The sequence below is a fragment of the Maricaulis maris genome (genome assembly GCF_049116555.1).
In the GTDB taxonomy this organism is placed as follows: domain Bacteria; phylum Pseudomonadota; class Alphaproteobacteria; order Caulobacterales; family Maricaulaceae; genus Maricaulis; species Maricaulis maris_C.
Genome location: NZ_JAGDYT010000004.1, coordinates 246,753 through 271,016, shown reverse-complemented (window position 1 = coordinate 271,016; position 24,264 = coordinate 246,753). Strand labels below are relative to the sequence as shown.

Genomic DNA, 24,264 nt, shown 5'->3' with positions numbered 1-24,264 from the left:
CCTTGCCTACAACTTCGACGCCCGCAATAGTTCAGTTATCCCGTCTGATGAGAATCGGCCCGATCCCGGCGCCGTCACCCCAAGGAGCGCGATATGCATGATCCCCAGGATGTAATGATGAATCTGGTCCCGATCGTCGTCGAGCAGACAAGCCGCGGCGAGCGCTCTTTCGACATCTATTCGCGCTTGCTCAAGGAGCGCATCATTTTCATCACCGGTCCGATCGAGGACCATATGGCGAGCCTGATAATCGCCCAGCTTCTCTTCCTCGAGTCCGAGAACCCGAAGAAAGAGATCTCGATGTATATCAACTCGCCGGGCGGCGTGGTTTCGGCTGGTCTGGGTATCTACGACACGATGCAGTATATCCGCTCACCTGTGTCGACCATGTGTCTCGGCATGGCTGCGTCGATGGGCTCGCTGCTGTTGACGGCCGGCGAGAAGGACATGCGGTTTGCCGCGCCGAATGCCCGCATCATGGTACACCAGCCGTCCGGCGGTTTCCGTGGCCAGGCGTCCGACATTGAACGCCATGCGGCGGACATCCAGAAGATCAAGCGTCGCCTCAACGAGATCTATGTGCACCACACCGGTCGCAAGTATGACGAGATTGAATCCGCGCTTGACCGGGACAACTTCATGTCCGCGGAAGAGGGCCTGGAATTCGGCCTGATCGACAAGGTTATCGAGCGTCGTAAGGACGACGAGAAGGAAGGTTCTGACAGCTAGCGGCTCATCGGGATGCAGGCTTGATGCTTGATCGGGACTGCATCCATGTGATCGAATGCGCAGCAGTAGAAACCTTTCGCTAAAGTTCGGCCTTGATTTTGCACAAGGTCGTAAGCGAAAGCCGGTATTGTATCGATACCAGCGGGTTGAAATGGAGCGGTCATGAGTAAGACGACGGGCGGAGACAGCGAGTCGAAGAACACCCTCTACTGCTCTTTTTGCGGAAAGAGCCAGCACGAGGTTCGCAAACTGATCGCCGGCCCGACGGTGTTCATCTGTGATGAATGCGTCGAGCTCTGCATGGACATTATTCGGGAGGAGAACAAATCCTCGCTGGTGAAGTCCAAGGAAGGTGTGCCTTCACCGCAGGAAATTTTCAACGTTCTCAACGACTACGTCATTGGGCAGTCGCACGCCAAACGCGTGCTCGCCGTGGCTGTGCACAATCATTACAAACGCCTCAACCACGCCTCCCAGAATGCGGATGTGGAGCTGGCCAAGTCCAATATCCTGCTGATCGGGCCGACCGGTTGCGGCAAGACTCTGCTTGCGCAGACGCTCGCGCGTATTCTCGATGTGCCCTTCACGATGGCGGATGCGACCACGCTGACCGAGGCCGGCTATGTCGGTGAGGATGTCGAGAATATCGTTCTCAAACTGCTGCAATCGGCCGACTACAATGTCGAGCGGGCCCAGCGCGGCATCGTCTATATCGACGAGATCGACAAGATTTCCCGCAAATCCGACAATCCGTCGATCACGCGTGACGTGTCGGGCGAGGGTGTGCAACAGGCGCTTTTGAAGATCATGGAGGGGACGGTCGCCTCTGTCCCGCCACAGGGTGGGCGCAAGCATCCCCAGCAGGAATTCCTGCAAGTTGACACCACCAATATCCTCTTCGTCGTCGGCGGCGCTTTTGCCGGCCTGGACAAGGTGATCTCCCAGCGCGGCCAGGGCTCGGCCATCGGCTTTGGTGCCGATGTGCGCGAACCCGATGCTCGCCGGACCGGTGAAATCCTGCGTGAAGTCGAGCCGGACGATCTCCTGCGCTTCGGCCTCATCCCTGAATTTGTCGGTCGTCTGCCGGTAATCGCGACCCTTGAAGATCTGGATGTTGGCGCCCTGGTGCAGATCCTGACCGAGCCGAAGAATGCGCTCGTCAAGCAGTATCAGCGTCTGTTCGAGATGGAAGGCGTTGGCCTGACCTTCACCGAGGATGCCCTCAAAGGTATCGCCAACCGGGCGATTGCCCGCAAGACCGGTGCTCGCGGCCTGCGGTCGATCATGGAAGGCATCCTGCTGGAAACCATGTTCGATCTGCCGAGCCTGGAAGGCGTCGAGGAAATCGTCGTCAATGGCGAAGTGGTCGAGGGCAATGCCAAACCGCTGTCCATCTATGCCGAGCGCAAGGATGACAAGCGGGAGGGTGCTTGACCTTTCGGGGTTGCGTCGCCACCTCTTGAGGTAAGCGGGATGACCGGGCTGCATGTTATTCATGCGGGCCCGGAGTCATCCGATTAGAGTCACGATCTGTATCAAGGTCTGCACGCGCCCCCACCGGTGAGCGCGAATGGAGCAAGCATGTCCACCACGAAGACACTCCCCCTTCTGCCTCTGCGCGACATCGTCGTGTTTCCGCACATGATCGTCCCGCTCTTCGTCGGGCGCGAGAAATCGGTCAAGGCGCTGGAAGAGGTGATGAAAGCCGACAAGCAGATCCTGTTGGCAACCCAGCGGACCGCGTCGGACGATGAGCCGACCGCCGATGCGATCCACACAACGGGTGTGATCGCCTCGGTCCTGCAATTGCTGAAACTGCCGGACGGGACAGTCAAGGTTCTGGTCGAAGGCGGTGTTCGCGTCGACATCAGTGGCTATTCCGACCGCGAAGATTATTACGAAGCTGTCTGTACGGTGATCGATGAGGATCCGGGCGAGGCGGCTGAGCTGGAAGCGCTGATGCGGACCGTGTCGGCAAAGTTCGACGATTACGTCAAGCTCAACAAGAAGGTCCCACCGGAAGCCCTCGCTTCGCTGTCGCAAATCCGCGAGCCGGGCAAGCTGGCCGATTCCATCTCTGCGCATCTCGCCGTTAAAATTGAAGAGAAGCAGTCGCTTCTCGAGGAGCCTGACGTCAATCGGCGCCTGGAGCGCATTCTCGGCCTGATGGAAGGTGAGATTGGCGTGCTGCAGGTCGAGAAGAAAATCCGCTCGCGCGTGAAGCGCCAGATGGAGAAGACCCAGCGCGAATACTATCTCAACGAGCAGATGAAGGCGATCCAGCGCGAGCTGGGTGAGGGCGATGACAGCCGCGAGGAACTCGCCGAGCTGGAAGAGAAGCTGGCCGAAGCCAAGCTCTCCAAGGAAGCCCGCACCAAGGCCGATGGCGAGTTCAAGAAACTCCGCAATATGAGCCCGATGTCCGCTGAGGCCACCGTCGTGCGCAATTATCTCGACTGGATTCTCTCGGTCCCCTGGGGCAAGCGCAAGCGTCTCAAGAATGATCTCGATCGTGCGGAAAACGTGCTCGAATCCGATCATTACGGACTGGAGAAGGTCAAGGAGCGCATCCTCGAGCATCTCGCTGTCCAAGCGCGGACCCGCAAGCTCAAGGGCCCGATCCTGTGCCTGGTTGGACCGCCCGGTGTCGGCAAGACCTCCCTGGGACGCTCGATCGCCAAGGCGACCGGCCGCGACTTTGTGCGCATGTCGCTGGGCGGGGTGCGCGATGAGGCGGAAATCCGCGGTCACCGCCGGACCTATATCGGGTCAATGCCGGGGCGCATTATTCAGTCGATGAAGAAGGTCAATTCGTCCAATCCGCTTTTCCTGCTGGACGAGATCGACAAGCTGGGTGCGGATTATCGCGGCGACCCGGCCTCGGCCCTTCTGGAAGTCCTGGATCCGGAACAGAACGCCAATTTCAACGACCATTATCTCGAGGTTGATTACGACCTGTCCGACATCATGTTCGTGACCACGGCCAACACACTCAACCTGCCGCAGCCGCTTCTCGACCGGATGGAAATCATCCGGATCGCCGGTTACACCGAGGATGAGAAGGTCGAGATCGCCAAGCGTCACCTTCTGCCCAAGCAGATGAAGAACCACGCCCTCTCGGAGACCGAATGGTCACTGACCGAAGAGGGCTTGCGTGACTTGATCCGCTACTACACACGCGAAGCCGGTGTTCGCAGTCTTGAACGCGAAATCGCCAATCTGGCGCGCAAGTCCGTGGTTCGCCTCGAGACCGGCAAGGCCAGTTCGGTGACGATCACGCAGGAAAACCTGGGTGAGTTTGCGGGTGTGCGGAAGCATCGGTTCGGCGAGACCGAGGATCATGATCAGGTTGGTATCGTGACTGGTCTGGCCTGGACCGAAGTTGGCGGCGATCTCCTGACCATCGAAGCGGTTCGCATGCCGGGCCGAGGCAAGATGATGGTGACGGGTAATCTGCGCGACGTGATGAAGGAGTCGATTTCAGCGGCCAATTCCTTCGTTCAATCGCGTGCTCCGTCGCTTGGCATCAAGCCGACGATTTTCCGGGCGGCCGATATTCATGTCCACATGCCGGAAGGCGCGACGCCGAAGGATGGCCCGTCGGCCGGTGTCGGCATGATGACCGCGATCGTTTCTGTTTTGACCGGAATTCCGGTCCGCAAGGATATCGCCATGACCGGTGAGATCACCCTGCGTGGCCGTGTCCTGCCGATTGGCGGGTTGAAGGAAAAGCTGCTCGCGGCCCTGCGCGGCGGTGTGAAGACCGTGCTGATCCCCAAGGACAATGAAAAGGACCTCGCGGAGATTCCGGACAACGTCAAAGACGGAATGGAAATCATCCCGGTTGAGACCGCAGATGAAGTCCTCACCCGGGCCCTGGTCGAGCCGGTCGAGCCGGTCGAGTGGACTGAGGCTGATGAGGCTGCGTTGGCCGCCGTCGCCGCGCAGCAGGGCCCCGATGCCAGTGGGCAGCCGATTGCGCACTAGGCGCTGACTTTCGTTTCGCTTGAAACAATCTTGGCCGGAGGCGACGTCTCCGGCCATTTTTGTGCAGAATTACTGCGCGGCGCCGCACAAAGAGCATTGACCGTGCGCCAGCCTGCGGCCACTCTCGCCGTCATGAAAAGCGCGACGTATTTCTTTGCGGCCTATTTTACCAACGCAACCTCTGTGGGGGCGGTGGCCGGCTAGCATGTGTGAAAGCGCAGCGGAACCAGGGCCTCCCCCACGGGGAGGCCTTTTTTATTGTGTGAAGGGATGATGGCCATGACGACGGAAATGACGCGGGAGGATATCCGCAACGCGATCAGCGAGATTGATCTGAAATTGATCGATGCCATCGCGCAGCGTTCCGATCTGGTGGAAGAGATTCTCAAGGCCAAGGCCCGTTCAGGCAGTCCGGTCCGTGATCGTGAGCGTGAGCGCGAGGTATTGCGAGCCGCGGTTGAACGTGGGGCTGAAAAAGGCGTCTCGGTCGACCTGGTGGAAACCCTTTTCCACGCGCTGTTCGAAGCCTCTATCCGTCGCCAGCGCGAGAATTTCGATTCCATGCGCAATGACGAGCTCAACGAGGCCAGCGTCGCCTATCTTGGCGGGCCGGGCAGTTACTCCCACATCGCTGCCCAGAAAGTCTTCCAGCGCCGAAATGCGACCGTCATCCCGTCGCCCAAGCGTGACTTTGTCTCAATCTTCCGCGCGGTCGAGAATGCCGAAGTCGATTACGGCGTTATTCCGATCGAGAACACCACGACAGGCTCGATCAATGAGGTCTACGACATCCTGATCAACTCCCACACCCAGATCATCGGGGAATTCCTGTTGCGGGTCGACCATTGCCTGGTCGGGCGGGCCAGCGGGCAGGGCCGCGTACGCCGTGTCTTCGGTCACCCCCAGGCGCTGGCCCAGTGCCGCCGCTATATCGGGTCGCACCCGGAGCTGGAAACCCATATGGCGGCGTCGACCACGCGGGCACTGGAACGCTTGCTGGAGGATGATGACACCGCGGTCGCTGTTGCGGGCGAGGATGCGGCACGCCTCTTCGGCATGGATATTCTGGAACGCAATGTCGGTGACCACGAGCAGAACATCACGCGCTTCATCGTCATTGGCCGCAAGTCGAAACTCCCGACCCGCGAGGTTGAGTGCAAGACCTCGATGATGTTCACCACGCGCGATACGCCTGGCTCGCTGGTCGATGCCCTGCTGGGCTTCCGGGATAATGAGATCAATCTGGTGAAGCTGGAATCTCGCCCCATCGCCGGCAATCCCTGGGAGGAAATGTTCATCATGGATGTCGAGGGGCATCTTGAGGATCGCAAGATCAAGGACTCCATGTCCGTCCTGGAAGCGCATACCCGCGAGATCAAGCTGCTGGGCTGTTACGCCATGGACGCGATCGACAAGGTCTCTGTCGCCGAATAGGCGTTGCCGGATTGAGGGAGGGCACCGGTCGATTGACCGGCGCCCTCCATGTCAGGCCTTGGCGACATAGTCCTCCAGCAGTTTCTCGTGCTTGGCGCGTTCGAGCTTGGACGAGAACTGGTCATTGATGCGCTGTTCCTGCAGCGTCTTGACGAGGGTGATGAGTGAACCGGTGAGGAAGAGTATGCCCATCCCCACATAGCCCTTGGTCGACAGGTCGACCGGCATCAGCATCAAGGACAGGCCGAGCATGGCATAGGCGACGCCGACACAGACATAATTGAAGCTGATCCAGAGCTTGGATTGTCCCAGCATGTGTAATCTCCCTAAGCCGGTTGAGGGGTGGCGTCACCACCGGACAGATTGTCCCGGAGGCGATCGAGAATTTGACTCCCGCGGGAGCGAACCGCCGCGCCGAAGCCTTCTTCAGCCATGCGGTCGGCAAGGTCATCGCCGGACAATTCCGCGTTGATCCCGTCCAGGACATCGGCGAATCCATGGGAGTCTGGACTGTCGAGCGCCCGTTTGAGCACGGCTTCGCCCTCCATGATCGCGCCCAGGCCGCCCAGACTGCCTTCCAGTGCGTCACCGCCACGCCGTTCATCCTCGATCGAACGCGCCGTGATCAAGCCCTGGCGCAGGTCGGTGAGGCGACGCTCGGTCTTCTCCAGGAGGAGCCTCAGGCGCCTTGCGCTGGTGCGCGTGCGCTGAAGCGCGTCCTGGCGGGCGGCGTGTTCGTTTTCAAGATCGGCGAGGGCGTTGGCGCCTTCACTGGCGAGAGCCTCCATGCCGGCCTGGAGCGCGTCGCGGGTTCTCGCCTCCATGTCGGCCATGCGACCGGTCAGGCCCTGCAGGGCTTTGCCTTCATGGCGTTCACGCAGGATCAGTGCGGCGAGGGCGCGCTTGGCGTTTTCATGTCCCTTTTCCGCTTCACGAACCTTCTGTTCGATGAGCAGGGCGGCATGGGTTGTCTCCAGGCTTTCCCGGGTGCGTTCGGAGCGGGCCCGGAACAGGGTAACGAGTGTCGAGAACATGATGAGCTCCTTTAAATGAACAATGTTCACTTAATTAGGCTAGGCGAGAATATCGTTCACGCAAGCCGGAAAATGAACATTGTTCGGACGCGCGGCTGGGGGTATCAGGAAGGCATGACAGACACTCAGGACTCGACACGGCCACGTGGTCGCCCGGCGCTGGCGCCTGAAGCCCGCGCCCAGGCGCTTGCTGCCGCCGGTGAATTACTCGCCGAGGCCGGCCTCAACGGCATGAAGGCCCGCGCCATAGCAGAGCGGGCCGGTGTCAGCGTGGGATCAATCTACAAGCTGTTCGGCGATATCGACGATCTGGTTCGTGAGCTGAACATGCTCACGTATCGAGACTTCGCGGCCCATCATCGCGAGGCGCTGGCCAATTCCGGCCTCGATGAGAGCGATGTTCATGGTCGACTGATGGTGCTGGCCAGGGCCTATGTCGACTTTGTCACCCGCGAGGATGCCCGCTGGCGGGCGCTTTTGACCTTCAACCGACGCCAGTCCGGCACCGCGCCAAGCTATTACACCCAGTTCGAGGATGACCTGTTCAACCTCGTCATTGATGTGCTCGCACCCGCGCCCGGCCTTGACGACCTGGCGCAGCGTGAGGCGGCGGCCCGGGCTCTGTGGGCGGCGGTGCACGGGATTGTGGTGATCGTTTTGCCCAATACGACCTATGACTCGCCTGTGGACGCGGCAATGAGCCAGATCGAAATGATTGTCGGCGCCTTTATCCGGGATGCTGCAGCGCGGCGGTGAGTCAGGCTTGCGCTGGCGGCCCTGGAGGCATTACAAGCGCCTCCTCGCCCGGTAACGGGCACCATGGTCCGGGCGGTTAGCTCAGCTGGGAGAGCATCTCGTTTACACCGAGAGGGTCGGGGGTTCGAGCCCCTCACCGCCCACCATTCCCTGATCACGCGTCGGCGCTAGTCGAGCAGCGTGTTGGTCGCGCTTTCAAACAGATCCAGCAATGCGTCCGGCTTGTCCGGATCAAACACGCGGACATCGGCTCTTGGGGCAAAGCGGCTGATCGTGCGCGCCGTCTCGGCAATCGGTGTTTCGCTCTGCGGATGATCATTCAGAATCACCGTGCAGCGTCCATCGAGAACACGAAGGGCGGTTAGCGTGTGCGAGATCGTGCCGAGATAACTGCCTGCGACGAGGACGGGGCGCGCGTCCAGCTCGCGGATCAGGTCGAGATTGAGCCCGTCTGAGGCGATCGGCGACATGACGCCCCCGGCCCCTTCGATGACTGTCGGGATTTCCCGGTCGATGTGATCGAGGCACCAGCTGACAATCCGCTCGAGGGCCAGCTCCCGTCGCTCCTTGCGGGCGGCAAGGTCCGGAGAGAGCGGAGCTTTGAAACGCCAGGGCGAGACTGCTTGGACGCCTTCTCCGGTGAGAGCATCCCCATTGGCGCGCATGAGTCGGATCGTGTCGGTCTCGTTAAGAGCCGACTGGTCAAAGCCTGAAATGACCGGCTTGAGTACACGCATGCGCCTGCCGCCGGATCGCCAGGCGCGGATCAGTTCGCACAGCACGTGCGTTTTGCCGATATCGGTTCCGGTTCCAGTGATGAAGAGCGGACGCATTACTCGGCAGCCTCGGCGGTTTGCAGGATTGTTTTCAACGCTTCGGCGAGACGGTCGATATCAGCCTCTTCCTGCGCGGCATTGAAGGTGATGCGCAGTCGGGAAGTGCCGCGCGGCACGGTGGGCGGCCGGATTGCGGTCACCAGAAAGCCGGCCATTTCGAGTTCGGCCGACGCGTCCAGGGCTGCCGTTTCCGACCCGATCAGGATGGGCACGATCGGGGATTTCGGCTCTGCGAGATTCAGCGACCGGCAAAAGCGCCGCGCCAGCTGCATCGGACGCTCACGCAGAACGGGATCGGTCTCGATCAGGTCCAGCGCGGCGAGGGCCGCTGCAATCGATGCCGGCGGGAGGGCCGTCGTGAAAACCAGCGGCCGGGCGCGGGTTCGCAATAATTCGCAGACCGACCGCGATGCGCACAGATAGCCGCCATAACTCCCCAGAGCCTTGGACAGAGTGCCCATTTGCAGGGCAGGAAGGGCAGGCGGCGAGAAGGCGTGTGCGGTGCCACGACCTTCGCCGATCACGCCCACCCCGTGTGCGTCATCGACCAGCGCCCAGGCATCATGCCGGTCGGCAAGCGTCAGAAGATCGGGAAGGGGCGCCAGATCGCCATCCATCGAGAACACCCCGTCGGTCAGGATGAGTGTGCGGCGATGGGCATGGCGTAGCGCGTCCAGCTTGCCGCCCAGATCGGCCAAGTCGTTATGGTTGAAGGTTTCGAACCGGGCGCCTGACAGGCGGGCGCCGGCATGAAGACAGGCATGGGCGAGCGTGTCGACGAGGACCAGATCGCCCTTGCCGGCGAGTGCGGGCGTGATGGCAAGATTGGCCAGATAGCCCGAGCCGAAGATCACGCAGTCCTCGGTCCCCTTGAAGGCGGCGAGGCGCTGTTCGAGCTCGAACAGGAGTGGATGGCCTCCGGTGACGAGGCGTGAAGCGCCGGAGCCGGCACCATAGGCACGGCTGGCCGCACAGGCGGCCTCGATCACGTCGGGATGCTGTGTCAGGCCGAGATAATCATTTGAGCAGGCATTGACGAGGCGTCGCCCCTTGCGCTCGACAACCGCGCCGCCAAGCGGCCGGGTTTCCTGCAAATGGCGTCGCAGATTGCGCCGGTCGAGCCCGGCGAGCTTGCCGGCCGCGAAACGATCAAGGGAAGCATGCGCGGATGTCATACAAAGCCTGTCGCACAGATTTGTTGCCTGCTAAAGCCTCCACATGAACCGGGATGCAGACAAGTTGGGCTTCGAGCCCTCCGCTCACGCGCTATGGCGACCCTATGCGCAGATGAAAACCACACCGCCGGGCTTGCCGGTGGCCAGTGCCGAGGGTGTCCGGATTCGGCTGGAAGACGGACAGGAGCTGATCGATGGCGTCTCGTCCTGGTGGACGGTCTGTCATGGCTATCGACATCCGCACATCATCAATGCGGTGAAGGCCCAGCTGGATGCGGTGCCACATGTCATGTTGGGTGGCCTGACACATCAGCCAGCCGAAAAGCTGGCCCGGCGCCTGGCCGACCTCGCGCCAGGCGACCTCAATCATGTCTTCTTCTGCGAATCCGGCTCTGTTTCGGTCGAGATTGCGATGAAGATCGCGGTCCAGTCCTTCATCAATCGCGGTGAACGCGGGCGGACCCGCTTCCTGGCATTTCGCGGCGGCTATCATGGTGACACGCTGGCCACCATGTCTGTCTGTGATCCGGAAGAGGGGATGCACACCCTGTTTGCCGGCGCGATCGCCCGACAGGTAATCGCGGATCTTCCAGTTGATGCGCCGAGTCAGGACAGTCTCGCCGCGTTGATGGTCGAGCAGGCACCGACACTGGCCGGTGTGATCGTCGAGCCGCTGGTGCAGGGCGCCGGCGGGATGCGCTTCCATGATGCCGAGACCCTGCGGGCCTTGCGAGCCCTGTGCGATCAGCACGGCCTGCCCCTGATCTTCGATGAGATCATGACCGGTTTCGGTCGGCTGGGAACGATGTTTGCCGCCGAGAAGGCCGGCGTTACGCCGGACATCATGACGGTCTCCAAGGCGCTGACAGGCGGTACGCTGCCGCTGGCCGCGGCAATAGCCTCGACCCGATTGTTTGCGTCCTTCTGGGATGAAGACGCCGGCAAGGCGCTGATGCATGGCCCGACATATATGGGCAATCCTGCCGCCTGTGCCGCCGCCAATGCCTCGCTTGACCTGTTCGAGCGAGAGCCGCGCCTGGCCCAGGTTCATGCGATCGAATCGATGTTTGCCGCGCTCTTGCCCGCGGCGCGGGACATCCCCGGCGTCGTCGATGTGCGCTGGCAGGGCGCGATCGGCGTCATCGAAATGGAGAGCCTGCCCGAATTGAATATCCTGAAGGCCGAATTCGTGGATGCCGGCGTCTGGGTCCGGCCATTCGGCAACATCATCTATCTGATGCCGCCCTATGTGATCAGTGCCGAGGATTTGCAGACGCTGATCGCAACCACGCTTCGCGTGACAGAGGGCTGGGCGCGGCGCCATTTTTCGGCCGGGTAGGGACGGACTGCATTCGATCTGCATTCAGCCTGCAAAGCGTGTTGAAACCCGCTTGACCGCACCGCGCTCTGCTCATAAACAACGCACCTCGCTTCGGCGAGACGCCTTACGCGGGTGTAGCTCAGTTGGTTAGAGCGCCGGCCTGTCACGCCGGAGGTCGCGGGTTCGAGTCCCGTCACTCGCGCCATTTCCTTCCAGGAAATTGCGCAAGACAAAATGGCCGCCCCAAGGGGCGGCCATTTGCGTTTCAGCTCCGGGAAATGTGATTATTCGGCAGCAACCGGCTCGGCGAGGTCGAGCCGGGCCTCGGTCTCGGCAATCAGGTGACGATCATCGATTTGCCAGGGGTGGAAGCCAGGTTGGAAATAGGCGAGCCAGGCAGGCAGGACGCGGCGCAGCACGCCGGGGCGGCCCCACAGATACCAGGCCAGACGCGCCCGGGCCGATACACCCGCAATCCCGTCCTGGGCGAGAAGGGCGAGGCTTTCGCGCCAGCGCTTGAAGACGAAATCACGCGAAACGCGCGCAAACACCGCACAGCGAATACCCCAGCGTTTAAGCGGTTTCACATCGCGCATGATGTGGGCATAGGTGTCGAAGGCGACGCTCTTGTGCTCGACCTCCTCGATTGCGTGCCACAGCCACATGCGCTGCGATTCGCGGTCGGTATCGGCGTAGAGCGCGACATCCTTGAGCGCGAGATGGGCGAAGATCGCGGTGAAATGCTCCAGCGAGACCGTGATGCTCAGCTGGGCGACGGGATGCCCTTCACGCGCCTGTGCCAGACTCGCCTCGACTGTTGCGAGGGCTTCGCTGACTTCATAGCCATCATCCATGACCCGTTGGTTGAACGCGTTGTGCTCACGCGTGTGGAAGGCTTCCTGCCGTGCGAAGTCCTTGATCTGAGATGCGAGTTCTGGCGGGACGCTTTTCTGAAAGCGGCGAACGCTCTCGATGAAAAAGGTCTCGCCGGCCGGAAAGGTGATGGACAGCGCATTGTGCCAGGCTGTGGCAATGGCATCGCCACCCATCCACCAGCGGGACCGGCCTGGCGTGTTCTTGAAGCGGCGATTGCGCGGCGTGATGACGAGGTCGGTCGGGGTTGCAGTGCGGGCCATGTCAGGTCTCTATCGGCGAGGTGAACGCTGTTCACTCTTGCGCGGGGGCCTGGGCCTGTCAATCAGGCCTCTTGCTGCGATTGCGAAATGATTTGCCATGCATGGCGAAACATGGGACACCGCGCTCACGACCTGCCGCGTGTAGGCAGCCATGTGGCTGCAACGGCAGGCGTTGGCGAGACAGTCCGTCGGTGATCCGACGCGTATTGATCATTGCCACCGCGGCGCCAGGTCCGGCGCCAGTCAATTGGCAGCTGATCTACGCAAGCTTCCGCAACGCAAAACCCCAAGAATCTGGCCGGCGCGAGTGCGCCACCTGATTCCCAAGAAAGATATTGTTTTTGACCCAGTTTACTGATCTCGGCCTGGCCGAGCCCATTCTTCGCGCCTTGACCGATGAAGGTTATGAAACGCCGACCCCGATCCAGCGCGAAGTTATCCCGGCGATGATTGAAGGCCGTGACATTGTTGGCATTGCGCAAACAGGCACCGGCAAGACAGCATCCTTCGTGCTGCCCATCCTCAATCGTCTGATTGAAGAAAACCAACGCACCCACCCGAAAACTTGCCGGGCGCTGATTCTGTCGCCGACCCGCGAGCTGTCCGCCCAGATCCTCGAGAATGTTCGCGGTTATAGCCGTCATATGCGCGTCTCCTCGACGCTGGTGGTGGGCGGCGTGAAGCCCGGGCCTCAAATCCGTGCCCTGGCGAAGGGCGTCGACGTGCTGGTCGCCACACCGGGGCGTCTGCTTGATCTGATGCAATCGGGCGCCATCAAGCTCAGCGAGACGAAGGTCCTGATCCTGGACGAAGCCGATCAGATGCTGGACCTCGGCTTCTTTCCGGCCATCCGCAAGATTGTCAGCTTCCTGCCGAACAAGCGCCAGACTGCCCTGCTGTCGGCGACCATGCCCAAGCCGATCCGCGCCCTGGCGCAGGAAATGCTGGAAGATCCCAAGGAAGTGTCGGTCGCGCCGGCCTCCCGTCCGATCGAGCGCATCGAGCAGTCAGTTGTTCTCTTGCCCAAGGAGTCCAAGAAGGACCTCCTGCTGGAATTGATGTCAGACCAGTCCGTTGAGCGCGCGATCGTGTTTTCCCGCACCAAGCATGGTGCCGACAAGATCAATCGCCATCTGGTCGATTACGGCCTCAAGTCCGCCGCGATCCACGGCAACAAGTCCCAGGCGCAGCGAATCAAGGCGCTGGCCGGCTTCAAGACCGGTGCGGTGAAAATCCTGGTCGCAACCGACATCGCCGCGCGCGGCATCGACGTCGATGACGTCTCACATGTGGTCAATCACGACCTGCCGAATTTGCCGGAATCCTACGTCCACCGGATCGGTCGGACAGCACGGGCCGGCAAGTCCGGGGTCGCGGTTTCGATGTGTGAGCCGGGTGAGTACGAGTATCTGCGCGACATCGAACGCCTGACGGGCCTCGACATTGACCGGGTCTTCATCGGCGACGAGGACAAGTTTCTCGCCGAAGCGAAGAAGGCGACACCGGCCGCGTCGCAGAAGAAACAGCAGCGGCCGTCGCGCAAGAAGCCTTTCACCGCCGGCCGTGCTCGTCCGCAAGGGCAGGGCAATGGCGGTGGCCAGGGCGGCGGGTCCAAGCGTCCCCGCCGCCGTAACAACCGGTCTGGTGCCCGTACGTCGGTCTGAGCAATGGCCTGAGTGCTATCGTCGCCCCTCCGCCCCGGCTTCGGCCGGGGCGCTCGCGGCAGCCGGGACCTCATACTCGAAGCTTGCGCCGTCCGGCCCCAGGGGCAGGTCGAAGGCGAACCAGACGAAGATCATGGCCAGCGACGAGACCAGGATTGCCATCGAGTAGGGCAGCATCACCGCGATCAGGCTGCCAAGGCCGAACTCCGGCACATAGCGCTGACAGAAAATCAGGATCAGCGGCAGATAGGGCATGAGCGGCGTGATGATATTCGTCGCCTGATCACCCATCCTGTAGGCCAGTGTCGAGCCTTCCGGCGAGATGCCGAGCAGCATGAGCATGGGCACGAAAACGGGCGCCAGGAGCGCCCATTTGGCCGAGGCCGAACCCATGAAGAGGTTCAGCACGGCAACCAGCAGGACCATGCCGATAATCAGCAGCGGGGCGGGCAGGTTCAGGGATTGCAGGCCCCCGGCACCCGAAATGGCAATCACCGTATCCATTTCCGACGCGCCGAACAGGAAGATGAAGTGCGCCATGGCAAAGGCGAGGATTATGTAGCCGCCCATATCGGCCATGGATCGCGTGCCCAGGGCGACAACATCCTTGTCGGATTTCACATTGCCAACGGCGATACCGTAGAGCGTGCCGGAAACGAGGAAGGCGATCATCAAGATGGCGACGATGGACTGGAAGAAGGGTCCCAGACCGCCATTGGCGTCGCGCAGGATCCCGTTTGACGGGATAGTCAGCGCCAGAACAATCGCGCCAATAACCAGCAGTGAAATGCCTGCCCAGGCCAATCCCTTGCTCTCATTGGCGCTCAGCGTGCCATCGCCTTCGGGCGCCGCGAAATCATCCGGGCGCTGCCACTCACCGAGGCGGGGTTCGACAATGTAGTTGTTCACGAGCGTTCCCACGACAACGAGGATCGGGGTCAGTGCGAGGGTGAAGTAGTAATTGTCGAGATTGTTCAGGGTCCAGCCTGGCTCGATCGACTGGGCTGCTGTCTGGGTGATGCCGAACAGGAGCGGCTCAAGCGAGGTGACCAGCAGATTGGCCGAGAAGCCGGCGGATACACCGGCAAAGACCGCGGCAATGCCCGCGATCGGGTGGCGTCCGGCTGCGGCGAAGACGACAGCCCCAAGCGGCACCATGACGATATATCCAGAATCAACGGCCAGATTGCCCATGACACCGGCAAAGACGAGAACCGGGGTCAGCAGGGCGCGCGGCGCACCGGAAACCAGCACCCGCATCCCGGCGGACAGCAGGCCGGTCTTTTCCGCGATACCGGCACCGATCATGACGACCAGCACCATGCCGAGTGGAGCAAACCCGGTCAGCACGCCAGGCATGCCGACGAGCAGCGTTTGCAATTGGCTGCCGGTCAATAGATTGATGACCGAAATGCTTTCGCCTGTGACAGGGTGGTCGACCGCCGTGCCCAGCCCTGACAAGGCCAGCGAGGCGAGCATGACCACGCCAATCAGGACCAGGAATATGGTCACCGGGTCGGGCAGTTTATTGCCGGCCTTCTCGACCGAATTGAGAATGGCTGATCCGATGCTCATCGCGTCTCTCCCCCGCGTCAAAAGTTGCGGGGAGTGTGGACGCATTTGGTGGCCGACCGCAATGCCTTGTCGTAGCGGAAGAATTCACGCCGCCGTGTTCAGACCTCGTCGCCGCGATCCTCAGTGGCAGGCATGGCCACGCCTCCCATCGCGTCATCGCCAGCCGACAGGGCTGCCAGCGCAGGCGAAAAGAATTGCCGCGACAACAAAAGGCTCGCGACAATGAGTGTCACCCCGATCTGGGCAAAGGGGCCAGCGATCCAGGCGAGATATCCGATGGACAGGAAGAGGGCGCGCAGGCCGCGATTGAACTGACGTCCCGCGACGACATTCATGGCTCCCGCGCGATAGGCCCCGCGCAAGGCCTCGGGCGTGGCGTCATTGTCCCGCGCGATGTCCGGGGTCGCGCCAAGCAACATGGCGGAATAATTGACCAGGCGGTAGGCCCAGCCGAATTTGAAGAAGGCATAGGCGTAGATCACCAGAAGACCCAGTGACATGACTTCCCACTGAATGCGCGAGGTCGTGTCGAGGAAGGGCACGTCGGCCACTGCCGTCATGACCGGGTCGAGGGCGGTGATGAGCGTGAAAGCCGCGCCGATGCCCAGCAAGGCCGTCGAGGCAAAAAAGGCGATCCCGTTCTGCAGGCCGGCAATGATCTGACTGTCCATGATCCGCACCGAACGGCCGGCCATGTGTTGCATCCATTGCTTGCGATGCTCATCCATCCGCCGCGACAGCGTACGCTGGGATAGCGGGCTGTGATCAACCAGCCAGGAAAAGCCGGCGGCAATCACCATGAAGCCGATCACGCCAAAATAGTCTGCCAACATTGAAACGGCCCCGCCTGCTCGATCCCATGCAGCCATGAGCGGCGGCGGCATGCAAGGCTTGTTGGAGCCGTTCATGTCAAAGACAATGATGTCAGCCGGCTTTCAATCCGGCCGAGCCAGCCGGCGCCGGAGCAGTGAAAATGAGGGGGCGGGATCACGCACAAGCCCGTCCCGCTAGGCACGTCGCGCGACGTGCGCGACAGAAGGCGATGAATCGCTTTTCCCGGGCCCTGGTCGATCGTCTCTGGTTCTTGCGCGCCACGTGGCCGCCGCTGTTTCTCGCTGTCTGTTGCCTGACCTTGTCGCGTCTCCAGATGCCGGCGTGGTGGGGCGCGTTGTGCGTGATCGGCGCCTTGTTGCTTTGCACCGACAGCCTGGCGCGGCATCGCGAGTTCCGGGTCCTGCGGCATTCCGTCCGGATGGCTCGCGGTCTGAGTGGAGAGGCACTTGCCCGCTTTCGGGCGGCGCGAACGACCTGGTGCTCCCGCCGTGCCGCCATTGCTGCCGCCCATGCCGAAGGGTTCGGCACCGATGCCCGTGCACTGGTGGATGACTGGGGGTACAAGCCATGGCACGTCTTCCCGGACCGTGCCTTCAGTTTGCGCTCGCCATTCCTGCGCCTGTCATTCTGGCGGTCTGTCCTCGGAATACGCCGATGAGCCCGACCCGAAATGACCGGCCCGGATCGGTCCAGTTGCAAGTGGCTTGCAACTGGACATCCCAATCTCCCGACCGCGACACAAGGAACTGATGTCAGGCGGTCTTTAGCCCTTGCTCCGAGCGTCTCTGCGCTCTAGCTTCCGCGCCAAATCGGGCAGGGGGCTTGTTTGGCGTTCGCGATTCGCTTTGACGCGTATCCAGCCAGCCAAATCGAGGCCTCCCGCACCTTACCGGACGCTCTTCAAGGCGAGGCTTGGCGATGGACGCATTGCTCCTGGAATACCTGCCCATTCTGATTTTTTTCGCGATTGCCGCGGTGATCGGGATCGGCTTCATGGTGGCGGCTTTCGTGATCGCACCGTCCCGGCCGGATCCGGAAAAGGTGTCGACCTATGAGTGCGGTTTCAACGCCTTTGACGATGCGCGGATGAAGTTCGATGTGCGATTCTACCTGGTCGCCATCCTCTTCATCATCTTCGACCTCGAAGTCGCCTTCCTGTTTCCCTGGGCGGTGACCCTTGGCTCGCATCTCGGCCCGTTTGAATTCTGGTCGATGATGGTTTTCCTCGGAATTCTCACCATCGGCTTCATTTACGAGCTCAAAAAAGGCGCGCTGGATTGGGAGTAGTCCACAATGGCAACTGATCTGACCCCTCATGCCGGCATGGCCGGGCGCTCGACCGTCCCCGGCTATGACCCGAAAAAACACGATCCCTTCTTTGATGGTGTCAGCGACGCGCTGGCCGACAAGGGCTTCGTGGTTGCGGCCGCTGATGATCTCGTCACTTGGGCCCGCACCGGCTCGTTGATGTGGATGACATTCGGCCTGGCTTGCTGCGCCGTCGAAATGATGCAGGCCTCCATGCCGCGTTATGACGTCGAGCGCTTCGGTTTTGCGCCGCGCGCTTCCCCGCGCCAGTCCGACGTGATGATCGTCGCCGGCACCTTGACCAACAAGATGGCTCCGGCCCTGCGCAAGGTCTACGACCAGATGCCCGAGCCGCGCTACGTCATCTCGATGGGGTCGTGCGCCAATGGCGGCGGTTATTACCACTACTCATACTCGGTCGTGCGTGGCTGCGACCGCATCGTTCCGGTGGACGTCTATGTCCCGGGCTGCCCGCCGACCGCGGAAGCTCTGGTCTACGGCATTCTGCAATTGCAGAAGAAGATCCGCCGCGAAGGCTCGATCGAGCGCTAGGAGAGAACGGCAAATGAGCGAAGCCCTCAAGGTTCTCGGCGAGCATATTGCCAACGCCCAGGATGCGGCCATCACCGGCTGGTCGATCGATAATGGCGAGCTGACCGTGCAGATTCACCGCGACCGAATCGAAGCGGTGCTGACCTGGTTGCGCGATGATCCGGCTTGCCGTTTCACGACGCTGATCGACATTTGCGGTGTCGACTACCCGCAGCGTGCCGAGCGTTTCGAGGTGGTCTATCACCTCCTCTCCATGCATCAGAACCACCGTATCCGGGTGAAGCTGTCGACGGATGAGGAAGCGCCGGTGCCGACCGTGATCCCGGTTTACCCGGTCGCTGACTGGTTCGAGCGTGAAGCCTTCGACATGTACGGCATCATTTTCGCCGACCATCCTGATTTGCGTCGCCTGCTGACCGATTACGGCTTCGAGGGGTATCCGCTGCGCAAGGACTTCCCGCTCACCGGCTATGTCGAGGTGCGCTGGGATGAGGAGCAGAAACGGGTTGTCTACGAGCCGGTCGAGCTGGTTCAGGAGTATCGCGACTTTGATTTCATGAGCCCGTGGGAAGGTGCCAAATACATCCTCCCGGGTGATGAAAAGGCGGAGGGCTGAGCATGGCTGATGACATGATCGAAACCGGCAAGTCCGAGCGCAATTTCACGATCAATTTCGGACCCCAGCACCCGGCCGCGCACGGTGTGCTGCGCCTGGTTCTGGAGCTGGATGGTGAGGTCGTCGAGCGCGTGGATCCGCATATCGGCCTTCTGCACCGCGGCACCGAGAAACTGCTCGAGCACAAGACCTATCTCCAGGGCATCGGCTATTTCGACCGCTTGGACTATGTCGCGCCGATGAATCAGGAGCATGCCTTCTGCATGGCCGCTGAAAAGCTGGCCGGCATCACCGTGCCCCGGCGCGGTGAATATGTGCGCGTGCTGTATTGTGAAATCGGCCGGGTGCTCAATCACCTCTTGAACGTCACAACGCAGGCCATGGATGTCGGTGCGCTGACGCCGCCGCTCTGGGGCTTTGAAGAGCGTGAAAAACTCATGGTTTTCTATGAGCGCGCTTCTGGCTCGCGCATGCATGCGCACTATTTCCGGCCGGGCGGGGTCCATCAGGACCTGCCGATGAAGCTGGTCGAGGACATCCGTGCCTGGTGTGACCAATTCCCGGCCAAGCTGGACGATATCGACAGCCTTCTGACCGAAAACCGCATCTTCAAGCAGCGCAATGTCGATATCGGCGTTGTGACCAAGGAAGACGTGCTGGCCTGGGGTTTCTCCGGCGTCATGGTGCGCGGGTCCGGTCTTGCCTGGGACCTGCGTCGTTCGCAGCCCTATTCGGTCTATGACGAGCTGAAATTCGACATTCCGGTCGGCAAGAATGGCGATTGCTATGATCGCTATCTGTGCCGCATGGAAGAAATGCGCGAGAGCGTGAAGATCATGATCCAGTGCTGCGACTGGCTCATGAAGGACGAGAATGCGGGCGAAGTGCTGGCCACCGATAGCAAGTTCTCGCCGCCGCGCCGGGCCGAAATGAAGCGTTCGATGGAAGCGCTGATCCAGCACTTCAAGCTCTACACCGAAGGTGTGCGGGTCGAAGAGGGCGAGGTCTATGTCGCCGTTGAGGCGCCCAAGGGCGAATTCGGCGTCTATCTGGTCTCCGATGGCTCGAACAAGCCCTACCGCCTGAAGATCCGCGCACCGGGCTTCGCCCATCTCGCGGCCATGGATTACATGAGCAAGGGCCACATGCTGGCCGACGTGTCCGCGATCATCGGCTCGCTGGATGTCGTGTTCGGGGAGATCGACCGATGAGCGTTCGCCGTCTCGCGAAAGAACAGCCGGACAGCTTTGCCTTCAACAAGAAGAGCGAAGCCGAGATCAAGTTCTGGCTGGCCAAATACCCAGAGGTCAAAAAGGCCTCGGCGGTCATCCCCATGCTGTGGATCGCGCAAAAGCAGGAAGGCTGGGTCAGTGAGCCGGCCATTCGCGACATCGCGAGCCGACTGGAAATGCCCTATATCCGCGTCTACGAAGTCGCGACCTTCTACACCATGTTCAATCTCGAGCCGGTCGGCGAGCACCTGATCCAGGTCTGCGGCACCACGCCGTGCATGCTGCGCGGCTCGGACGAGCTCATCGAAGTGTGCAAGAAGCGCATCGGCAAGCAGCACGAAATCTCCGCGGACGGCAAGTTCACCTGGGTCGAGGTCGAGTGCATGGGCGCCTGCGCCAACGCCCCGATGTTCCAGCTCGCGAACGCCGATGGCGACCATTACGTCGAGGATCTGGACGGGGCCAAACTGGAAGCCCTGATGGACGATCTGGCGGCCGGCAAGAAGATCAAATACGGCCCGCAATCGGATCGCAACGCCTCCGAACCGCATGGCACCAAGGTGCTGACCGATCCGTCGCTCTATGACGGATCGCGCGCCAAGAAGATCAAGCTGCCGAATACGGCAAAGGCTGAAACCAGCAAGGCGGAGGGCTAACCCATGGCGACGCAACTCCTCCAGGACAAAGACCGTATCTTCACCAACCTGTTCGGGCATCACAGCCCCGATCTGGACGGCGCCAGGCAGCGTGGCTGCTGGAATGGCACAACCGAGATCCTGCAGCAGGGTCGCGACTGGATCATCGACCAGATGAAAGCCTCCGGCCTGCGCGGCCGTGGCGGCGCCGGTTTCCCGACCGGTCTGAAATGGTCCTTCATGCCGAAGGAAGTGGGCGCCCGCCCGCATTATCTCGTCGTCAATGCCGACGAATCCGAGCCGGGCACCTGCAAGGACCGCGAGATCATGCGGCATGATCCGCACCTTCTCATCGAAGGCTGCCTGATCGCCTCATTCTCGATGCAGGCGCACGCCTGTTACATCTATTTGCGCGGTGAATATGTCACCGAGCGCCTGGCGATGGAAAAAGCCGTCAAGGAGGCCTATGAGGCCAAGCTGATCGGCGATGACAACATCCATGGCTGGCCCTTCCACGTCTATATCCATCACGGTGCCGGCGCCTATATCTGTGGCGAAGAGACGGCCCTGCTGGAAAGCCTGGAAGGCAAGAAGGGGCAACCGCGCCTCAAGCCGCCATTCCCGGCCAATGCCGGCCTCTATGGCTGCCCGACCACGGTCAACAACGTGGAATCGATTGCCGTCGCCGGCACCATCCTGCGCCGCGGCGCCGAATGGTTCGCCAGCTTCGGCCGTGAGCGCAATGTCGGCACCAAGATTTTCTCGATCTCCGGCCATGTGAACAATCCGTGCAATGTCGAAGAAGCCATGTCGATCCCGATGAAGACCCTCATCGAGACGCATGCCGGCGGTGTGCGCGGCGGTTGGGACAATCTGAAGGCCGTCATCCCGGGCGGCTCCTCGGTCTCGCTCCTGCCGAAAGACATTTGCGACGATGTGCTGATGGATTTCGACGCCCTCTCGGCGCACAAGTCCGGTCTGGGCACCGCCGCTGTCATCGTCATGGACAAGTCCACCGACGTGGTGAAGGCGATTGCCCGCATCTCCTACTTCTACCGCCATGAAAGCTGCGGCCAGTGCACGCCGTGCCGCGAAGGCACCGGCTGGATGTGGCGCGTGCTGGAGCGCATGTCGCGCGGCGAGTCGACGATTGAAGAGATCGACATGCTGCTCGACGTCGCCGGTCAGGTCGAAGGTCACACGATCTGCGCCCTCGGAGACGCGGCCGCCTGGCCCGTCCAGGGCCTGATCCGCCATTTCCGGTCCGAGATCGAGGACCGCATCAACAATTACCGCGCTGGCAAGCCTGTGTTTGTCAGCCAGGTCGCGGCTGAGTAGGGGCATCATCCGATGAGCGAAGATCTCCGGAAAATCATTGTCGACGGCGAGGAAATCGAGGTTCCGAATTCCTATACGCTGTTGCAGGCCGCCGAAGCAGCAGGCCGGGAAATCCCGCGCTTTTGCTATCACGAGCGTCTGTCAGTCGCCGGCAATTGCCGGATGTGCCTCGTCGAGCTCGTGGGTGCACCTAAACCGGCGGCCTCCTGTGCGATGAATGTGCGTGACATGCGCGGTGGTCCCAATGGTGAGCCGCCGGCGATGAATACGCTGTCGCCGCTGGTCAAGAAGGCGCGCGAAGGGGTGATGGAGTTCCTGCTCATCAACCACCCGCTTGATTGCCCGATCTGCGACCAGGGCGGCGAGTGCGACCTGCAGGATCAGTCCCTCGTCTATGGCCGTACCGGTTCCCGTTTCCCGGAGAACAAGCGCGCCGTTGAAGACAAGGAAATGGGTCCGATCATCGCCACGGAGATGACGCGCTGTATCCAGTGCACGCGCTGTGTCCGCTTCGTGACCGAAGTCGCCGGCTCGCCGGAAATCGGCATGATCGGTCGCGGCGAGGATGCCGAGATCACCACCTATCTGGAAAGCGCCGTGACGTCGGAACTGTCCGGCAATGTGATCGATCTCTGCCCGGTCGGTGCGCTGACCTCCAAGCCTTATGCCTTCAACGCCCGTCCGTGGGAGTTGAAAAAGACCGAGACCATCGACGTGATGGACGCGCTCGGTTCCAACATTCGCGTCGACGCGCGCGGGTCCGCCGTGCTGCGCATCCTGCCGCGCGTCCATGAGGGCGTGAACGAGGAGTGGATCTCCGACAAGACGCGCTACGCCTGGGAAGGCCTGGGCCGTCAGCGTCTCGACAAGGCCTATCTCCGGGAAAACGGCAAGCTTCGTCCGACCGATTGGCCCGAAGCCCTGACGATCGCGGCAGAAAAACTCGGCGGCGACGCCTCGAAAATCGGCATGATTGCCGGTGATCTGTGCTCGGCCGAGGATATGAAAGCCGCCAAGGATCTCGCCGATGCGCTCGGCGTAACCTCAATCGATTGCCGCCAGGATGGCGCGAAAATCGGCGGCGGCGCGCGTGAGGATTATCTCTTCAACGCGACCATCGCCGGGATCGAGGAGGCGGATGCCATCCTTATCGTCGGGTCCAATCCGCGCAAGGAAGCGGCCATTCTCAACGCCCGCATCCGCAAGACCTGGCTGCACAATGACACCCAGGTCGGGCTGATCGGCGAAGCGGTTGATCTGTCCTACCCCTATGAGCATGTCGGCACGTCTGCGGATGTCCTGGCTGGCCTCAAGAAAAAGCGCTCCGGCTTCATCAAGACCCTGAAAGACGCCAAGCGTCCGTTGATCCTGGTCGGTTCCGGCGCCCTGACGCGCGCTGATGGCGCCCAGGTCCTGCGTGCTGCCGGTGAACTGGCTGATGCGGTCGGCGCGGTCAGTGCCGAGTGGAATGGTCTTTCCATCCTGCACACGGCGGCCAGCCGGGTTGCCGGTCTCGATCTCGGTTTCGTGCCGGGTGAAGGCGGTCATGATGTCGCTGGCATGCAGTCCACCGCGATGGACACGGTCGTGCTGATGGGCGCGGACGAGCTGGACATGAGCCAGTTCGGCGATGCGTTCGTGATCTATGTCGGCAGCCATGGTGATGCCGGTGCCCACCGCGCCGATCTCATCCTGCCCAGCACGGCCTGGACCGAGCAGGACGGGCTGTTCGCCAATACCGAAGGCCGCGTCCAGCTGGCCTATCGTGCGACCTTCCCGAAGGGCGATGCGAAAGAGGCCTGGGCGATCTTCCGGGCGCTGTCCGAGCGTCTGGGCAAGACCTTGCCCTACAACAATCTCACTGAATTGCGCCACAAGCTGTTCGCCGACATTCCCGTTCTGGCGGGAATCGATCACGCACCGGGCGCGGGTGAGGGCTATGACGCCAAGACCGCCGGCGCGGCGGGCGATGTCGAGGCGACCGATTTCGTCCCGGCGGTCAGCAATTTCTACTTCACCAACCCGATCGTTCGGGCCTCCAAGACGCTGGCGGAATGCTCCGCCCTCGCGTCCGGTCCGGCCCAGATGGCTGCGGAGTAAGC

At 61.5% G+C, this 24,264-nt stretch carries 22 protein-coding genes and 2 tRNA genes; 17 read left to right on the top strand and 7 right to left on the bottom strand.

The window, feature by feature from the left end:
- The first annotated feature begins 93 nt into the window (after window positions 1–93).
- From JXQ94_RS07185 to pheA, 4 genes are all read left to right on the top strand, one after another.
- The gene (locus tag JXQ94_RS07185; RefSeq protein ID WP_421923089.1) at window positions 94–729 is read left to right on the top strand and encodes an ATP-dependent Clp protease proteolytic subunit; all 636 of its coding nucleotides are present in this window, start codon (window positions 94–96) and stop codon (window positions 727–729) included.
- A gap of 162 nt (window positions 730–891) precedes the next feature.
- A complete protein-coding gene (gene clpX, locus JXQ94_RS07180; protein WP_297737685.1) occupies window positions 892–2,163 on the top strand; it encodes an ATP-dependent Clp protease ATP-binding subunit ClpX in 1,272 nt (423 codons plus the stop codon).
- Between the two features lie 147 nt (window positions 2,164–2,310).
- Complete coding sequence (gene lon / locus JXQ94_RS07175) at window positions 2,311–4,716, top strand: endopeptidase La (protein WP_421923088.1); 2,406 nt, start codon at window positions 2,311–2,313, stop codon at window positions 4,714–4,716.
- A gap of 279 nt (window positions 4,717–4,995) precedes the next feature.
- Window positions 4,996–6,150 carry a prephenate dehydratase gene (pheA, locus tag JXQ94_RS07170; RefSeq protein WP_295696067.1) on the top strand — a complete coding sequence of 385 codons (1,155 nt, stop codon included), beginning with the start codon at window positions 4,996–4,998 and terminating at the stop codon, window positions 6,148–6,150.
- Window positions 6,151–6,201: 51 nt separating this feature from the next.
- Here pheA and JXQ94_RS07165 read toward each other — a convergent pair whose 3' ends face one another.
- Complete coding sequence (locus JXQ94_RS07165; protein ID WP_295696069.1) at window positions 6,202–6,465, bottom strand: YiaA/YiaB family inner membrane protein; 264 nt, start codon at window positions 6,463–6,465, stop codon at window positions 6,202–6,204.
- 11 nt (window positions 6,466–6,476) lie between these two features.
- Window positions 6,477–7,184: a PspA/IM30 family protein gene (locus tag JXQ94_RS07160; RefSeq protein WP_421923087.1), complete on the bottom strand. Its 708-nt coding sequence runs from the start codon at window positions 7,182–7,184 to the stop codon at window positions 6,477–6,479.
- A 114-nt stretch (window positions 7,185–7,298) separates the two neighbouring features.
- On the opposite strand from JXQ94_RS07160, the gene JXQ94_RS07155 reads away from it, so the two are divergent.
- Both JXQ94_RS07155 and JXQ94_RS07150 read left to right on the top strand, forming a co-directional pair.
- The gene (locus JXQ94_RS07155; RefSeq protein ID WP_421923086.1) at window positions 7,299–7,940 is read left to right on the top strand and encodes a TetR/AcrR family transcriptional regulator; all 642 of its coding nucleotides are present in this window, start codon (window positions 7,299–7,301) and stop codon (window positions 7,938–7,940) included.
- Between the two features lie 70 nt (window positions 7,941–8,010).
- Window positions 8,011–8,086, top strand: a tRNA-Val gene (locus JXQ94_RS07150).
- Between the two features lie 21 nt (window positions 8,087–8,107).
- On the opposite strand, the gene bioD is transcribed toward JXQ94_RS07150, so the two are convergent.
- Window positions 8,108–8,773, bottom strand: a complete 666-nt coding sequence (gene bioD / locus JXQ94_RS07145; protein ID WP_421923085.1) for a dethiobiotin synthase — start codon at window positions 8,771–8,773, stop codon at window positions 8,108–8,110.
- Window positions 8,773–9,951 (bottom strand): 8-amino-7-oxononanoate synthase, encoded by a 1,179-nt coding sequence (bioF, locus tag JXQ94_RS07140; RefSeq protein ID WP_421923084.1) that lies wholly within the window; start codon window positions 9,949–9,951, stop codon window positions 8,773–8,775. Before bioF ends, bioD begins: the two co-directional genes overlap by 1 nt.
- A 43-nt stretch (window positions 9,952–9,994) precedes the next feature.
- On the opposite strand from bioF, the gene JXQ94_RS07135 reads away from it, so the two are divergent.
- Both JXQ94_RS07135 and JXQ94_RS07130 read left to right on the top strand, forming a co-directional pair.
- Window positions 9,995–11,290 carry an adenosylmethionine--8-amino-7-oxononanoate transaminase gene (locus JXQ94_RS07135; RefSeq protein WP_421923083.1) on the top strand — a complete coding sequence of 432 codons (1,296 nt, stop codon included), beginning with the start codon at window positions 9,995–9,997 and terminating at the stop codon, window positions 11,288–11,290.
- A gap of 110 nt (window positions 11,291–11,400) precedes the next feature.
- Window positions 11,401–11,477: transfer RNA gene (locus JXQ94_RS07130), tRNA-Asp, on the top strand.
- A 79-nt stretch (window positions 11,478–11,556) separates the two neighbouring features.
- Here the strand turns inward: JXQ94_RS07130 and JXQ94_RS07125 are convergent.
- Window positions 11,557–12,408 (bottom strand): metal-dependent hydrolase, encoded by an 852-nt coding sequence (locus JXQ94_RS07125; protein ID WP_421923082.1) that lies wholly within the window; start codon window positions 12,406–12,408, stop codon window positions 11,557–11,559.
- 341 nt (window positions 12,409–12,749) lie between these two features.
- On the opposite strand from JXQ94_RS07125, the gene JXQ94_RS07120 reads away from it, so the two are divergent.
- Complete coding sequence (locus tag JXQ94_RS07120) at window positions 12,750–14,072, top strand: DEAD/DEAH box helicase (protein ID WP_421923081.1); 1,323 nt, start codon at window positions 12,750–12,752, stop codon at window positions 14,070–14,072.
- A 15-nt stretch (window positions 14,073–14,087) separates the two neighbouring features.
- Here JXQ94_RS07120 and JXQ94_RS07115 read toward each other — a convergent pair whose 3' ends face one another.
- Together JXQ94_RS07115 and JXQ94_RS07110 are read right to left on the bottom strand one after the other, a co-directional pair.
- The gene (locus tag JXQ94_RS07115; RefSeq protein WP_421923080.1) at window positions 14,088–15,647 is read right to left on the bottom strand and encodes an AbgT family transporter; all 1,560 of its coding nucleotides are present in this window, start codon (window positions 15,645–15,647) and stop codon (window positions 14,088–14,090) included.
- Between the two features lie 98 nt (window positions 15,648–15,745).
- On the bottom strand, window positions 15,746–16,480 hold the full coding sequence (locus JXQ94_RS07110) for a DUF599 domain-containing protein (RefSeq protein ID WP_421923079.1): 735 nt from the start codon (window positions 16,478–16,480) through the stop codon (window positions 15,746–15,748).
- 209 nt (window positions 16,481–16,689) lie between these two features.
- Here JXQ94_RS07110 and JXQ94_RS07105 point away from each other — a divergent pair, with 209 nt between their 5' ends.
- The 8 genes from JXQ94_RS07105 to nuoG all read left to right on the top strand — a co-directional run bounded on the left by JXQ94_RS07105 (window position 16,690) and on the right by nuoG (window position 24,262).
- The gene (locus JXQ94_RS07105) at window positions 16,690–17,139 is read left to right on the top strand and encodes a hypothetical protein (RefSeq protein ID WP_421923078.1); all 450 of its coding nucleotides are present in this window, start codon (window positions 16,690–16,692) and stop codon (window positions 17,137–17,139) included.
- Between the two features lie 260 nt (window positions 17,140–17,399).
- Window positions 17,400–17,768: an NADH-quinone oxidoreductase subunit A gene (locus JXQ94_RS07100; RefSeq protein ID WP_421923077.1), complete on the top strand. Its 369-nt coding sequence runs from the start codon at window positions 17,400–17,402 to the stop codon at window positions 17,766–17,768.
- Between the two features lie 6 nt (window positions 17,769–17,774).
- Window positions 17,775–18,341 carry a NuoB/complex I 20 kDa subunit family protein gene (locus JXQ94_RS07095; protein WP_295696091.1) on the top strand — a complete coding sequence of 189 codons (567 nt, stop codon included), beginning with the start codon at window positions 17,775–17,777 and terminating at the stop codon, window positions 18,339–18,341.
- A gap of 13 nt (window positions 18,342–18,354) precedes the next feature.
- Complete coding sequence (locus JXQ94_RS07090; protein WP_421923076.1) at window positions 18,355–18,957, top strand: NADH-quinone oxidoreductase subunit C; 603 nt, start codon at window positions 18,355–18,357, stop codon at window positions 18,955–18,957.
- Between the two features lie 2 nt (window positions 18,958–18,959).
- The gene (locus JXQ94_RS07085; RefSeq protein WP_421923074.1) at window positions 18,960–20,168 is read left to right on the top strand and encodes an NADH-quinone oxidoreductase subunit D; all 1,209 of its coding nucleotides are present in this window, start codon (window positions 18,960–18,962) and stop codon (window positions 20,166–20,168) included.
- Complete coding sequence (gene nuoE, locus JXQ94_RS07080) at window positions 20,165–20,845, top strand: NADH-quinone oxidoreductase subunit NuoE (protein ID WP_421923072.1); 681 nt, start codon at window positions 20,165–20,167, stop codon at window positions 20,843–20,845. The genes JXQ94_RS07085 and nuoE overlap by 4 nt, the downstream gene beginning before the upstream one ends.
- A 3-nt stretch (window positions 20,846–20,848) precedes the next feature.
- Window positions 20,849–22,162 (top strand): NADH-quinone oxidoreductase subunit NuoF, encoded by a 1,314-nt coding sequence (gene nuoF / locus JXQ94_RS07075; protein ID WP_421923071.1) that lies wholly within the window; start codon window positions 20,849–20,851, stop codon window positions 22,160–22,162.
- Between the two features lie 12 nt (window positions 22,163–22,174).
- Window positions 22,175–24,262, top strand: a complete 2,088-nt coding sequence (gene nuoG, locus JXQ94_RS07070; protein WP_421923070.1) for an NADH-quinone oxidoreductase subunit NuoG — start codon at window positions 22,175–22,177, stop codon at window positions 24,260–24,262.
- The last annotated feature ends 2 nt before the right edge of the window (window positions 24,263–24,264 follow it).

Coding starts and splice junctions, on each gene's coding strand:
- JXQ94_RS07095 (WP_295696091.1), top strand. CDS start 17,775: ATGGCAACTGATCTGACCCCTCATGCCGGCATGGCCGGGCGCTCGACC.
- JXQ94_RS07125 (WP_421923082.1), bottom strand. CDS start 12,408: ATGGCCCGCACTGCAACCCCGACCGACCTCGTCATCACGCCGCGCAAT.
- nuoE (WP_421923072.1), top strand. CDS start 20,165: ATGAGCGTTCGCCGTCTCGCGAAAGAACAGCCGGACAGCTTTGCCTTC.
- JXQ94_RS07100 (WP_421923077.1), top strand. CDS start 17,400: ATGGACGCATTGCTCCTGGAATACCTGCCCATTCTGATTTTTTTCGCG.
- JXQ94_RS07160 (WP_421923087.1), bottom strand. CDS start 7,184: ATGTTCTCGACACTCGTTACCCTGTTCCGGGCCCGCTCCGAACGCACC.
- clpX (WP_297737685.1), top strand. CDS start 892: ATGAGTAAGACGACGGGCGGAGACAGCGAGTCGAAGAACACCCTCTAC.
- JXQ94_RS07085 (WP_421923074.1), top strand. CDS start 18,960: ATGGCTGATGACATGATCGAAACCGGCAAGTCCGAGCGCAATTTCACG.
- bioD (WP_421923085.1), bottom strand. CDS start 8,773: ATGCGTCCGCTCTTCATCACTGGAACCGGAACCGATATCGGCAAAACG.
- JXQ94_RS07155 (WP_421923086.1), top strand. CDS start 7,299: ATGACAGACACTCAGGACTCGACACGGCCACGTGGTCGCCCGGCGCTG.
- bioF (WP_421923084.1), bottom strand. CDS start 9,951: ATGACATCCGCGCATGCTTCCCTTGATCGTTTCGCGGCCGGCAAGCTC.
- JXQ94_RS07135 (WP_421923083.1), top strand. CDS start 9,995: ATGAACCGGGATGCAGACAAGTTGGGCTTCGAGCCCTCCGCTCACGCG.
- JXQ94_RS07105 (WP_421923078.1), top strand. CDS start 16,690: ATGAATCGCTTTTCCCGGGCCCTGGTCGATCGTCTCTGGTTCTTGCGC.
- JXQ94_RS07090 (WP_421923076.1), top strand. CDS start 18,355: ATGAGCGAAGCCCTCAAGGTTCTCGGCGAGCATATTGCCAACGCCCAG.
- nuoG (WP_421923070.1), top strand. CDS start 22,175: ATGAGCGAAGATCTCCGGAAAATCATTGTCGACGGCGAGGAAATCGAG.
- JXQ94_RS07165 (WP_295696069.1), bottom strand. CDS start 6,465: ATGCTGGGACAATCCAAGCTCTGGATCAGCTTCAATTATGTCTGTGTC.
- pheA (WP_295696067.1), top strand. CDS start 4,996: ATGACGACGGAAATGACGCGGGAGGATATCCGCAACGCGATCAGCGAG.
- lon (WP_421923088.1), top strand. CDS start 2,311: ATGTCCACCACGAAGACACTCCCCCTTCTGCCTCTGCGCGACATCGTC.
- JXQ94_RS07185 (WP_421923089.1), top strand. CDS start 94: ATGCATGATCCCCAGGATGTAATGATGAATCTGGTCCCGATCGTCGTC.
- JXQ94_RS07115 (WP_421923080.1), bottom strand. CDS start 15,647: ATGAGCATCGGATCAGCCATTCTCAATTCGGTCGAGAAGGCCGGCAAT.
- nuoF (WP_421923071.1), top strand. CDS start 20,849: ATGGCGACGCAACTCCTCCAGGACAAAGACCGTATCTTCACCAACCTG.
- JXQ94_RS07110 (WP_421923079.1), bottom strand. CDS start 16,480: ATGTTGGCAGACTATTTTGGCGTGATCGGCTTCATGGTGATTGCCGCC.